Here is a 13,192-nt window from a genome sequence, read left to right as displayed (position 1 = left end):
AAATATGTCAGAGCAACCATTACAGACTTTAGGAGAGTTTCTTATTGATAGACAGGATGATTTTCAGTACTCCACGGGAGAGTTTTCCCGCCTACTCAGCGCAATAAGACTGGCTTCAAAAGTAGTAAACAGAGAAGTAAATAAAGCAGGAATTGTAGACATCGCCGGTGCTGCAGGAAATCAGAATGTACAGGGAGAAGAACAGCAGAAACTGGATGTAATTGCCAATGAAATTTTTATTACCGCTTTGTCTCAGAGAGAGGTTGTCTGTGGAATTGCTTCCGAAGAAAACGACGATTTCATCGATATCAAATGTGGCGAAAACGGACATTTAAGCAAATATGTAGTACTGATTGATCCTCTTGACGGCTCTTCAAATATTGATGTAAATGTTTCGGTAGGAACTATTTTCTCAATCTACAGAAGAGTTACAGAGCCCGGAACTCCAGTTCAGCTGGAAGACTTTTTACAGAAAGGAGTTAACCAGATCGCAGCGGGTTATGTTATCTATGGATCTTCCACAATGATTGTGTATACTACTGGAAACGGTGTGAACGGATTTACACTGGATCCTTCTTTGGGAACATATTATCTGTCTCATCCGAACATGACTTTCCCAAAAACAGGAAAGATTTACTCCATCAACGAAGGAAACTATATCAAATTTCCTCAGGGCGTAAAAAATTACCTTAAATATTGCCAGATGGAAGAAGGAGACAGACCGTATACTTCAAGATATATTGGTTCGTTGGTTGCAGATTTCCACAGAAATATGTTAAAAGGTGGAATTTATATTTATCCGTCTTATTCTCAGGCTCCGAACGGAAAACTGAGATTATTGTACGAATGCAATCCTATGGCTTTCCTTGCAGAACAGGCAGGAGGAAAAGCAACAGACGGTTTCAGAAGAATCCTTGAAATTGAACCGACAGAACTGCATCAGAGAATCCCGTTTTTCTGCGGAAGTATCGATATGGTGGAGAAAGCGGAAGAATTTATGCGAATTGACAGTGTAAAATAATGAAAGCAGAATATTCAAGATATTTATTAGAATTCAAACGCCCGAGTGGAACATCTCGTGGCGTTTTGCTTGAAAAAGAGACCTTTATTCTCAAAATTTCAGAAAACGGAAAGGAAGGAACAGGAGAGTGTGCGATTTTCAGAGGTCTTAGCTTTGACGATAGACCGGATTATGAAGATAAATTAAAATGGCTTTGTGAAAATATTCAACAGGATTCCGAGTTTTTAAAAGAAGAATTAAAAGAATTTCCGTCCATTTGGTTTGGTTATGAACAGGCTGTTCTGAATTTAAAAAATGGTAAAAATCTATATTTTCCAAGTGAATTTACAGAAGGAAAAACTCCGATTGTTATCAATGGTCTGATCTGGATGGGCGATATCAATTATATGGAAGAACAGATTCAGGATAAACTGGAAAAAGGTTTTCACTGCATTAAACTCAAAATAGGAGTCAACTGGAAATCCGAACACGAAATTCTTCAGAAACTGAGACAAAAGTTCTCAAAGGACAGGCTTGAACTTCGAGTAGATGCAAACGGAGGCTTTAAGAAAGAAGAAGCAAAAATTGTTTTACGGCAATTAGCCGATCTGCATATTCACTCCATCGAACAGCCGATAAAAGCAGGAAACCGGAATGATATGGCAGAATTATGTCTTGAAACACCTACTCCGATTGCTTTGGATGAAGAACTGATTGGGATTACAGATTTTAATGAGAAAAGAAAATTACTCGAAACCATAAAACCTCAGTATATCATTTTAAAACCCGCTTTAGTAGGAGGTTTTTCCGGATCAGACGAATGGATTTCTCTGGCTGAAGAGCGTAATATAGGATGGTGGATTACATCAGCACTGGAAAGTAATATCGGGCTTAACGCAATTGCTCAGTATACTTTTACAAAAAAAAGCCCGATGCCGCAAGGATTGGGAACCGGAGCTTTATTTGTTAATAATTTCGAATCAAATCTGGATCTGAAAGGAGAATTACTGTGGTTTAAAAATTAGATTTCACAAACAGGATTGTTGTAATGTTCTTCATCCCATGTTCTGCAGCATCTTAATTTAGGATTCCAACTAAGGCAGCCGATAGGAACTATACCTCCTTTAATTGTTTTTAATTCACTTTTTTTAAGTTTTTTTAGATTTTTCATAGAAACATTTTTTTTTGGTTTGTTATGTAAATATGAAATTCTTTTTTGTGATGTGCAACACTTTAACATATATTAACACACATTAAAGTGAATTAATATACCTCGGAAAATATATTAAAAGTTTTCAAAGTTCAGATGAACTTTGTTTGTCAAGAAAATGATTTTGAAGTTTTTATGTAGTAATTTTCAGTCGTATAGTTTTGGTGTTTATGGTTTAGTGATTGGCGATTAAATGACATCTTTTACAAAAATCGCTTTCTTAATGTATTCTAAAATTAAAGAAAACTTACTTTTAACTTTTTTCATAATATAAAATGTTAATATTTTTGTGGTAATAAATTTACAATCTTTATGCCAGAATTCAATGCATAATTTTTACTTTTTTAACATTTTTTTTCAATAATATATAAACTGTTGTGTAAGAGGTGTTTGTAAATTTTTTTTCCAATATTTTAGATTTCGCAGGTATAAAGTTCTTTCAATCTCCCAATTCATAGAAAGTATTAACGTTATGTTTGTTTAAAAATTTGAATCTTTTAACAAAAAACGCTGTTCAGGAAATACAGGTTCAGAATTATACTTTTACATTATTATTTCCATAAACCCTGAAAATTTCATAAATTTGCAAATTGTCGTATTCTACGGCATTTAAAAGCGAATTTTAATGGAAGAAGAAAAAAAATCACTCAATTTTATTGAGCAAATTATCGAAGATGATTTGGCAAACGGTCTGGGAAAAGATCAGCTCCGTTTCCGTTTTCCGCCTGAACCAAACGGTTATCTGCATGTAGGTCACACCAAAGCGATCTGCATCAACTTCGGTTTGGGTGAAAAATACAATGCTCCCGTGAACCTTCGTTTCGACGATACGAACCCTGAAAAAGAAGAACAGGAATTCGTAGATTCTATTATGAAAGACGTTGAATGGTTAGGTTTCAAGTGGGATAAAGTTTTGTACGCCTCCGATTACTTCCAGCAGCTTTACGATTGGGCAGTTCAGTTGATAAAAGAAGGAAAAGCTTACGTAGATGAGCAGCCGTCTGAAGTGATTACCGAGCAGAGAAAAAATCCGGCAGAACCGGGTGTGGAATCTCCTTTCAGAAACCGTCCTGTTGAAGAATCATTAGATTTATTCGAAAGAATGAAAAACGGTGAATTCGAAAGTGGTTCTATGTCTCTTCGTGCAAAAATCGACATGACTTCACCGAATATGAATATGCGTGATCCTGTGATGTACAGAATTCTGAACAAGCCTCACCACAGAACAGGAACCGATTGGAAAATTTATCCGATGTACGACTGGGCGCATGGTGAATCCGATTATATTGAGCAAATTTCTCACTCACTGTGTTCTTTAGAGTTTGAAAACCACAGACCTTTGTACAACTGGTACTTAGATCAGGTGTACGAAGAAGGAAAAGTGAAAAACAAGCAGAGAGAATTCGCGAGAATGAACGTTTCTTACATGATTACTTCCAAAAGAAAACTACAGAGGCTGATTGCCGAAAATGTAGTGAACGGTTGGGATGATCCGAGAATGCCTACGATTTCAGGAATGAGAAGAAAAGGATTTACGCCTGCTTCCATCAGAAATTTTATTGAAAAAGTAGGAGTTGCCAAAAGAGAAAATCTTATTGAGCTTCAGTTACTGGAATTCTGCGTTCGTGAAGACCTTAATAAAGTCGCAAAACGTGTAATGACGGTTGTGGATCCTGTCAAATTAGTCATTGAAAACTATCCGGAAGGAAAAGAAGAATGGCTGGAAACAGAAAACAATCCTGAGCAGGAAAATGCAGGAACAAGAGAAATTCCGTTCTCCAGAGAATTATATATTGAGCGTGAAGACTTTAAGGAAGAAGCAAACAACAAATTCTTTAGGTTAAAGTTAGGCGGAGAAGTTCGTTTGAAATCTGCTTACATCATTAAAGGTGAAAGAGTAGAGAAGGATGAAAACGGAAACATTACCACCATTTACGCTACTTATGACGAAAAATCCAAGTCTGGAAGCGGAACGGAGGAAAGCTTAAGAAAAGTAAAAGGAACCATTCATTGGGTGTCTGCGAAACACGCAATTCCTGTGGAAGTAAGAAATTACGACAAATTATTCACTGTTGAACAGCCAGATGCAGAGAAAGATGTCGATTTCCTAAACTTTATCAATCCGGATTCTGTAACTACCATTCAGGGATTTGCTGAACCAAGCTTAAAAGATGTGGCAGTTGGAGAACCTCTTCAATTCCAGAGAATTGGCTATTTCACGAAAGATCAGGATTCTACGGATACAAACTTTGTATTCAACAGAACTGTGACGTTAAAAGACTCTTATAAGCCGGAGTAAAAATTTATTATACATATAAATAAAACAGGGCTTAATTTTTAAGCCCTGTTTTTTGTTTTTAACCCTAACGAAACAAAAACGATAACCAAAAAATAAGGTTATCCGTGAAAAGCATTTGTGTCATTCGTGTTTAAAAACAGTAATTAAAATTAAAAATTGTGAAACTTATACACTTATATACCAACTCATTCAAAGGGCTTTCCAAAGAAAGCTGGATGCTTGCTTTGGTCATGCTCATCAATCGGGCAGGTTCCATGGTACTTCCTTTTCTGGGAGTTTACATGACCGATCATCTGAAATTCAGTATCGAAAATACAGGAATTGTACTCAGCTTTTTCGGAATCGGTTCGGTAATCGGTTCTTGGCTGGGCGGATTTATTACAGACAGAATCGGGGAGTACAGAGTTCAGTATCTCAGCTTATTGCTCAGTGTGCCTTTATTTTGTATGATCCCTTTATTCAAAACAGAAATAGGAGTGGCGACTATTATTTTGCTGCAAAGCATTGTAAGCGATTCATTTCGTCCTGCAAACTCGGTTGCCATTACAAAATATGCGAAACCCGAAAATATAACCAGAGCATTTTCGTTAAACCGGATGGCAGTCAATTTAGGATTTTCCATCGGTCCCGCTTTGGGCGGTATTTTATCGGCAATTTCTTACGAATTTTTATTTTTCAGCAATGCTTTTACCGCTTTGGCAGCAGGGATTTTATACATCGTCTTTTTCAGAAAACGAAACATTCTGGCAAAGCTAAAAGCCCGAAAAGTACAGGAAGCCATAGAAATTAAAAAAGAAAATTCGCCTTACCGCGATGGTAAATTTCTGGTTTACTGCTTTTTCTGTATGCTGTTTTCAATCTGTTTCTTCCAGTTATTCAGTACGCTGACTATTTTTTATAAAGACACGGCGCATTTAAGTCAGCAAAGTATAGGATATATTTTGGGGTACAGCGGATTTTTAGTCGTTTTACTCGAAATGGGAATGGTACAGGTTGCCGAAAAATATTTCAGCCTTGCTGTAACCATGTTATTGGGAACCTTCATCTGCGGATTTGCTTATGCAATGCTTGGTTTTGATTACAGTATCGTGACTTTAGTGATATCCATGAGTCTTCTCTGCGTAGGAGAAATCTGGGCTTTGCCGTTTATGTCAACCATCACAGCATTACGCTCCGGAAAAAACAACAAAGGAGCCTACATGGGCTTGAACGGAATTTCATTCTCCATCGCCTTTATTGTAACCCCTACTTTGGGAACGTTCATCGCCGAAAGATTCGGATTTACCATATTATGGATCGGGACAGGAGTTTTAGCCACAATCATTGCCATTGCGTTTTATTACATTGTTCCCTGGATGATTGGTGACAGAAAACACGCAGAATCTTAAATATTTTGGGCGTGTCCTTCATTCCGGAGCTAAACCTCATAGGTTTTAAAAACCTATGAGGTTTCCCCCTACAATTCGGGTCGGGCTGCTTTGGGGTCCGCTTCGCTTCCGTACTCGTTCGTCTCTCACTCGCACCGGCGCCTTCGTCGCCGCCCGCTGCATCCCTCACGCGAAGGAAAACACATCCTAAGAAATTCAGTCCGTCACATAAAATGTTGACGGACTTTTTATTGTAACGGAGTAAGAAACAAATTTGGCTTTAGCCAAAACGCATCATCAATTTCGTCTGAGCCCAACTCACATTATTTTAAACAAATCTTCTGCGAATTTATATTTTCGCACAGAAAAGTACAGTTTTTGCTTCCCTTCATTCGATGACAAAACTTTGCTTTCTATTTTCATTGTGTTCCGTTTCCCTGCTGTTTTCTCAAGAAAGAGATTCCGCAGCACTGATTTCAGAAATCAGGATCGATGCTTACAAAAAACCAACCGCTTTTATTTCATCTACAAAATCGGTTGCTGTAGTTTCAGAAAATCTGCTTAACCAGAATACACCTGAAAGAATGCTCGAATCCATGAATCAGATTGCAGGAGCCAGAATGGAAGAACGTTCTCCCGGAAGCTACAGGATTTCTCTTCGCGGAAGCACTTTGCGATCCCCTTTTGGCGTTCGGAATGTGAAAGTTTATCTCGATGATTTTATCCTGTCCGATGCTTCGGGAAACACCTATTTTAATGTTATTTCTCCTGAACTCATCAACCGGATGGAAATATATAAAGGCCCTGAAAGCGGAGATTACGGCGCTGTAACAGGCGGAACTGTTTTGCTTCAGACCAGAAAATCAGATCAGATTTCTGCAAAACTGGCGGTCGGAAGTTATGGAACCTTTAACCAGAGTTTTGATCTTTCCAAACACATCGGGAAACACTTTTTTCAGGTTTTTCAGAACTATTATCAGACCGATTCTTATCGGGAACAGTCGAAGGTTCAGCGAAAGCAGATTTTTGTAAAAGACAATTTTCAATATTCAGAAAAAGGAATTCTGAAAGCCATGATTTTGTACGCTGATCTCGATTATCAGACTCCGGGAGGACTTACTTTAGAGCAGATGCAGATCAACCGGAAACAGGCAAGACCGGCAACCAAAACAGTTCCGGGTGCAAAAGAACAGGATGCAGGAATCCGCAATAAAATGGTTTTGGCAGGAGTTTCAAATGATTATAACTTCAGTCCGGATTTCTCCCATTTTATTTTAATTCAGGGTTCTTACGTAGATTTTGAAAATCCGTTTATCACGAATTATGAAAACCGTTTTGAAAAGAATTTTGCATTAAGAACACACTTCAATTATGAAAGAAACTGGAATGCTCTTTCATTAGCTTACCGATTGGGATTTGAAGGCGGAATCAATGATATTTTGGTTAGAAATTATGATAATAACAGAGGAACAGAAGGAAATCCGCAGAATTTTGATCAGATTAAAAATACTTCGGGGTTTTTCTTTCTTTCTCAAAAACTGAATGTCAGCGAAAAATTATTCACCGATCTTTCCATCAGTTTAAATTCAAATTCTTACGACTGGAATCGGATATATCCCCGAAATGAAGAAGGAAAAGTTCATTTTAAAAATCAATGGTTGCCTAATTTTGGTTTCACCTATCTTTTGGGAAAAGGTTTTTCGGTACGCGGAAAAATAGGGAAGGGGAATTCTGCACCGACGAATGAAGAAATCCGCTCTTCGAATCAGCAGTTTAATACAAATTTAAAACCCGAATTCGGCTGGAACAAGGAAATCGGGATCAGGAAACAATTCGGCAACTCCGTTTTTGTGGAAGGAAATTATTTTGATTTCCGGATGAAAGATGCAATTGTGAGAAGACAGAACGAAGCAGGACAGGAATATTTTGTCAATTCCGGAGAAACCGTTCAAAAAGGGGTTGAAATTTTAATGGAATCGAAGAATTTTAATCTGAAAAACAACTTTTTAAGCCATTTTAAATTCAGATTTTCGGGAAGTTTTTACGATTTTATATTTAAAAATTATCAGCAAAACAGAAATGATTTTTCAGGAAATGAAATCACCGGAGTTCCCAAAACAACAATCAACAGTTTGTTGAATTTTACGTTTTTCAGAAAACTTTCGGTAGATTATTCCCATTTTTACACCTCAAAAACCCCTTTGAATGATGCCAATTCTGTTTGGTCTGAATCAAATTTAATTGGAAATATCCAGTTCAGATTTCCTGTACATTTTGAAAAAACGAGAGTCAGTTTGTATCTTCAGATTCAGAATCTTTATAATACAGAATATGTTTTAGGTTTTGATATCAATGCTTTCGGAAACCGTTATTATAATCCGGCTGCCAAAAGAAATTTTGTATTGGGAATAAAGGTTGATTTTTAATGTCATTGCGAGAAGCGAAGCGACGAAGCAATCTCATCTTGTTGTCCGCAATTTGTAATCTGACTAGTCCTGAAAAAGGTTAACTAGTTTTATATCACAAATATACTTAAATCAGAGTAGGAATTTTCCTATTCTGATTTTGTTTTTTATAGGTTTTTAATTTCACATTATTTTTCATGTGTACTTGGTTTGGAATATTATAATGTAAAGAAAAATGCGGTCTTAAATTGTTATAGCAATAAATTGCTTGTTCAAGCTGTTGGGAAAGATTTTTAAAATTTTCAAAAGTATCAATCAATCCAAATTCATGTTTCAGAATACCATTCACTCTCTCTGCTATAGCATTTTCATAAGGATCCGAATTTTCGGTCATACTGATAAGCATATCACTTTTCTTGAGTGTTTCAGTATATTCTTTACTGCAATACTGCAACCCTCTGTCTGAATGATGAATGAGTGAATGCTTGTACAGTCGATTCTGTATGGCTTGCTTTAATGCTTTCAACGTAGAGCTGGTCTGTAAATTATCACTCAATTCGTATCCTACAATTTTCTTAGAATAGGCATCGGTAATCAGATGAAGATAATAATTCTTCTCTTTGGTCTTGAGATAAGTAATATCTGCAACCCAAACTTTCTCCGAACATTTCAATTCTTTTCCTTTGATAATATTGGGATATTTTTTCATCCAATGTCTGGAATTGGTTGTTTTAAAATAGCTGTGCCTTCTGGGAATTAAAAGATAATTTGATCTCAAAATGCTAAACAACTGATCCCTTCCTACATGAATTTCTTCCTTTTCAAAATCATTCTTAAGTAAAACATAAAGTTTTCTAGTACCTATTTTAGGCATCTTTTTACGAATTGATACAACCAATTCTATAACTCTTGTTTCATGATCTGTAGAAACAGGCTGTTTTTGTCTCTTGTAATAAGCTTGCTTACTGTAGCCAAACAATCGGCAGATATTCTCTGTTGAAAGAGTCGTATTTACCTTTATTTCCTGGATTGATTGGAACCAGACTTTTTTACAATCTCAACCTTAAGCTCACGCTCTGCAATTTCTATAAATTTCCTGAACACTTTGATTTCTTCTTCCTTTTTGGCCAATGCTGCTTCAAGCTCTTTAATCTTCTGTTTCTGTGGATCTTTCATGGGTCTGCCTTTACTTAATTGTTTTTCATAAGTAAAGTTACCATATTTCATTAACCATCTGGGAATGCAGGAATTACCCCTGATATTATAGCGGGTTTGTAATTGTGATTTTGTATATAATCCCCGCTCATATTCGGAGACAACTTGTCTTTTAAATGCTTCACTGTATTCTTGAACAGGGGCGGATACTTTTTTTAATCTCATTAGGATGACTGGTTTTTTGGTATTTAGTAGTCAACCTTTTTCAGGACAAGACAATCATTAAAAAAACTTTGGATTCTTTGCTGGGTGAAAAGTTTATACTGAGTTTGTCTAAAACTAAACAGATGCTTAATTAAAACTAAACAATAAAAATAGATAAAGATTGCTTCGTCACGTTGTTCCTCGCAATGACATTATTTCGAAAGAATGTTTTTCACAATCATTTCCGCATGAATTCTGGAATTTTCAATAAACCAGAGATGTGTATCTTTTCCTCCGCAAACTACACCCGCCAAATATAAATTCGGAACATTGGTTTCCATGGTTTCAGGATGATAAAGCGGGTTCAGACAATCGCCCTGCAATTCAATTCCGGAATTTTTTAAAAAATCAAAATCAGGAAGATAGCCGGTCATTGCAAGAACAAAATCATTTTCAATTTCCTGCACTTCACCTTTTTCATCTTTAAAAACAACGGAATGCTGTTTAATTTCAATCAATTTGGCATTGAAATGCGCTGCAATACTTCCTTCCGCAATTCTGTTTTCAATATCCGGTTTCACCCAGTATTTTACACTTTTTGAAATCTCGGAATGTCGGATAATCATGGTGACTTCCGCGCCTTTTCTGTAAGTTTCCAAAGCAGCATCGACCGCCGAATTGCTCGAACCGACCACAACAATTTTCTGTTTTGCGTACGGATAAGGTTCTGTATAATAATGTCTTACTTTGGGTAAATCTTCTCCGGGAATATTCATCAGATTCGGAATATCATAGAATCCCGTTGAAATAATGACGTTTTTCGCTAAATATTTTCCTTTCGAAGTTTCAATGGTGAAAATGTCATTCTCTCTGGAAACTTTTTCTACCTTTTCATATAAATTGATGTTGATATTCCGCTGTCTTGCAATTCCTTGATAATATTCCAGCGCTTCCTGTCTTCCCGGTTTTGGAGCCGTTGAAATAAAGGGAATTCCATCAATTTCCAGTTTTTCAGCAGTTGAGAAAAACCGCATATACAAAGGATAATTGTACAGAGAATTAACGATGGTTCCTTTTTCGATAACCCGATAAGAAAGATTATTTTTCTGCGCTTCCAGTGCACAGTTCAGCCCGATCGGTCCGCCTCCGATGATAAGAATATCTAAAATTTCCATACAACAAATGTAAGGAAAACCCATCAACAAAGGCTTTTTTCGATAAAAGCAAAAAACTATTGCTGTAATAATGACCATCTATTCGATAAATATGAAATTTCTTCAATTCAAAACATGGCATTTATTTTGGTGAATTATGATCAGACATTAAGAAAAATGAAGAAAATTATCTTTTCCCTGCTTATTTTTTCGGCAGTTGCATGTGAGAAAAATCCTGAAAAATTTGTTAATGATGAGGTGAATGCAAAAGGCAAAACGGTTTCAGATGATTCAGTTATCAGTAAAACGAAAATTACCAAAGATCAGGCTTTAAAAAAGGTCAATGAGGATATTATACAAACCTTAAAAGATCAAGATTTTAAGAAGTTTGCGGAATTTATTCACCCTGAAAAAGGAGTTCGCTTTTCGATGTACGCTTTCGTAAATCCAAAAGAAGACAAGTTACTTTCAAAAGCGGATTTTATCAGATATCAACCTACCAAAACCCTTTTCACTTGGGGAAGAATGGATGGTTCCGGAGATCTGTACAGAGCGACTATTCATGATTATTTAACAGACTGGGTGTATTCCAAAGACTTTGCGACAGCGCAGGTTTCTTTAAATGCGTTTCAGGGAAAAGGCAATTCTCTGAATAATGTAAAGGAAATTTATCCAAATGCAGATTTTACGGAAAATTTCATCAAAGGCTCAGAAGTCAACTCCGAAATGGACTGGAAATGCCTTCGTTTGGTTTTTGAAGAATTTCAGGGAAAATATTATCTTATTGGTGTTGTTAACGATCAGTGGACGATTTAGAATAAATTAAAAAAATTCGACAGATTTAGTGCGATTTTGCAAATACTCAGTGCAATATTTAAACAATGTATTATTGTGAAATATGATTTTCATTGAGAAAGAGGTTCAACGATCCTATGTCATTCTGACGAAGGAAGAATCTCATAAATAGCTGTTTTTATAAGCAACTGAATTGTTAATAACTATATTTCGGCAGAGACCCTTCAACAAGCTTAGGATGACATCTCTAATACTAACATAATGTGATGTCTACACAGTAGCGTTAATATGTAAAATTTTCGTGATTATAAAATTTCCGCTAATTTTTTAGTTAAATTTTTTCTTGAAAACTGTTCAATATTTTGTGTGTTTTCCGAGAGATTTCCGTTTTTCCAAAGTTCAAATTTTTCTAAAATAAATTCTTTAATTTTCCCGGAATCATCATAACTGAAATGTTTTCCTGCCTGTGTTTCACTTAAAATTTTAGAAACATCTGCATCTTTAGGTCCAAAAGAAATGATTTGTTTTCCTGTTGCCAGATATTCAAATATTTTTCCGGGAATGATCCCTTTGGAAGAATCATTAGGAAAGTTGGTGATGAGCAGTATTTCCGAAGTCTGCATTTCTTCAATCGCTTTATCGTGAGAAAGATATCCTAAATTCAGAATATGATTTTTCAGGTCTGAATGTTCTATAGAATTCAGAATTTTATCATCAATTCTTCCGGCAAATTTCAAGGTAAACTTTTCAGCGAATTCTTCATTTTCTGTCACCAGATCATTTAGAGCTTTCCAGAGATTTTCAGGGTTTCTCAACTGTTCCAGAACTCCGATGTAACTTAATGTGAATTTTGTTTGAGTGTTGGAAAATTTAAGTGTTTGAGTGTTTGAGTCTGACTCGTCAAAACCGTTCGTAATACAAAGTGCATTCGCTCCGTTTTTACAGAAATTTTCAGCATCGGTGTAGCTTGTTGCTAACGTAATATCTGCGTTTCTGAACACTTCGCTTTCCAGTTGACGGTGCTTTCGATCCGAACTTTTGGTCAGTTTTAAGTGTTTGTAATAAGAGATTTCTGTCCACGGATCACGGAAATCGGCAATCCATTTCAATTTAGGAAGTTTCTTTTTTAAATGTAAACCTATTAAATGTAAAGAATGGGGTGGTCCCGAAGTTACCACAACCTCAATCTGATTCTCTTTTAAATATTGTTCCAAAAATTTTATGGAAGGTTTTACCCAGAAAACTCTCGCATCGGGAATAAAAAAGTTGCCTCTCACCCAAATCGAAAGCTTAGATTTCCAGCTTTGATTTTTCCCGACATCAAACTGCCCCGCTTTAAATTTTTTGTTGCTTTTGTTCAGCTTTTCAGCCAGTTGATAAGGTTCCCAGATTTTTGTTTTTACAATTTCCAGATCTTTCGGAACATCTTTCAATAAACTTTCATCCAGCAAAGGATAACTCGGATTTTCCGGTGTATAGATCACAGGTTTCCATCCGAATTCAGGTAAATATTTTGCAAATTTCAGCCATCTCTGCACACCTGGACCTCCCGCCGGAGGCCAGTAATAGGTGATGATGAGTATTTTTTTTGGTTCCATTAATA

10 protein-coding genes are annotated in these 13,192 nt (G+C 36.2%); 6 read left to right on the top strand and 4 right to left on the bottom strand.

Annotated elements, in window-relative coordinates; all coding sequences use genetic code 11:
- Positions 1–4: 4 nt before the first annotated feature.
- Together fbp and AC52CF_RS14645 are read left to right on the top strand one after the other, a co-directional pair.
- Positions 5–1,021: a class 1 fructose-bisphosphatase gene (gene fbp, locus AC52CF_RS14650; RefSeq protein ID WP_076392274.1), complete on the top strand. Its 1,017-nt coding sequence runs from the start codon at positions 5–7 to the stop codon at positions 1,019–1,021.
- Entirely contained in the window at positions 1,021–2,025 is a 1,005-nt protein-coding gene (locus AC52CF_RS14645) for an o-succinylbenzoate synthase (protein ID WP_496517315.1), read from the top strand. The genes fbp and AC52CF_RS14645 overlap by 1 nt, the downstream gene beginning before the upstream one ends.
- On the opposite strand, the gene AC52CF_RS14640 is transcribed toward AC52CF_RS14645, so the two are convergent.
- Positions 2,022–2,171, bottom strand: a complete 150-nt coding sequence (locus AC52CF_RS14640) for a bacteriocin-like protein (protein WP_214589038.1) — start codon at positions 2,169–2,171, stop codon at positions 2,022–2,024. The genes AC52CF_RS14645 and AC52CF_RS14640 overlap by 4 nt on opposite strands.
- 664 nt (positions 2,172–2,835) lie before the next feature.
- On the opposite strand from AC52CF_RS14640, the gene AC52CF_RS14635 reads away from it, so the two are divergent.
- From AC52CF_RS14635 to AC52CF_RS14625, 3 genes are all read left to right on the top strand, one after another.
- The gene (locus AC52CF_RS14635; RefSeq protein WP_336690687.1) at positions 2,836–4,509 is read left to right on the top strand and encodes a glutamine--tRNA ligase/YqeY domain fusion protein; all 1,674 of its coding nucleotides are present in this window, start codon (positions 2,836–2,838) and stop codon (positions 4,507–4,509) included.
- Positions 4,510–4,724: 215 nt separating this feature from the next.
- Positions 4,725–5,897 (top strand): MFS transporter, encoded by a 1,173-nt coding sequence (locus AC52CF_RS14630; RefSeq protein ID WP_496518222.1) that lies wholly within the window; start codon positions 4,725–4,727, stop codon positions 5,895–5,897.
- Between the two features lie 374 nt (positions 5,898–6,271).
- Entirely contained in the window at positions 6,272–8,302 is a 2,031-nt protein-coding gene (locus tag AC52CF_RS14625) for a TonB-dependent receptor (RefSeq protein ID WP_496517314.1), read from the top strand.
- Between the two features lie 106 nt (positions 8,303–8,408).
- On the opposite strand, the gene AC52CF_RS14620 is transcribed toward AC52CF_RS14625, so the two are convergent.
- Positions 8,409–9,661, bottom strand: a protein-coding gene (locus tag AC52CF_RS14620) for an IS3 family transposase (protein ID WP_496517313.1) whose coding sequence is annotated in 2 segments (ribosomal slippage) — positions 8,409–9,334 and positions 9,334–9,661 — 1,254 coding nt in all. Because the reading frame shifts where the segments join, the coding sequence is not laid out codon by codon here.
- 191 nt (positions 9,662–9,852) lie between these two features.
- A complete protein-coding gene (locus AC52CF_RS14615) occupies positions 9,853–10,815 on the bottom strand; it encodes a YpdA family putative bacillithiol disulfide reductase (RefSeq protein ID WP_214589042.1) in 963 nt (320 codons plus the stop codon).
- A 156-nt stretch (positions 10,816–10,971) separates the two neighbouring features.
- On the opposite strand from AC52CF_RS14615, the gene AC52CF_RS14610 reads away from it, so the two are divergent.
- Positions 10,972–11,610: a hypothetical protein gene (locus AC52CF_RS14610; RefSeq protein ID WP_214589043.1), complete on the top strand. Its 639-nt coding sequence runs from the start codon at positions 10,972–10,974 to the stop codon at positions 11,608–11,610.
- A 284-nt stretch (positions 11,611–11,894) separates the two neighbouring features.
- Here the strand turns inward: AC52CF_RS14610 and AC52CF_RS14605 are convergent, their stop codons facing one another.
- Positions 11,895–13,187, bottom strand: coding sequence for a glycosyltransferase family protein (locus tag AC52CF_RS14605; protein WP_214589044.1), 1,293 nt, complete (start codon positions 13,185–13,187; stop codon positions 11,895–11,897).
- Positions 13,188–13,192 lie beyond the last annotated feature (5 nt).

It is taken from the genome of Chryseobacterium sp. 2P, from assembly GCF_059579425.1.
Note: the sequence above shows the minus strand (reverse complement) of the source record. Positions and strands in the feature narration are given on the sequence as shown.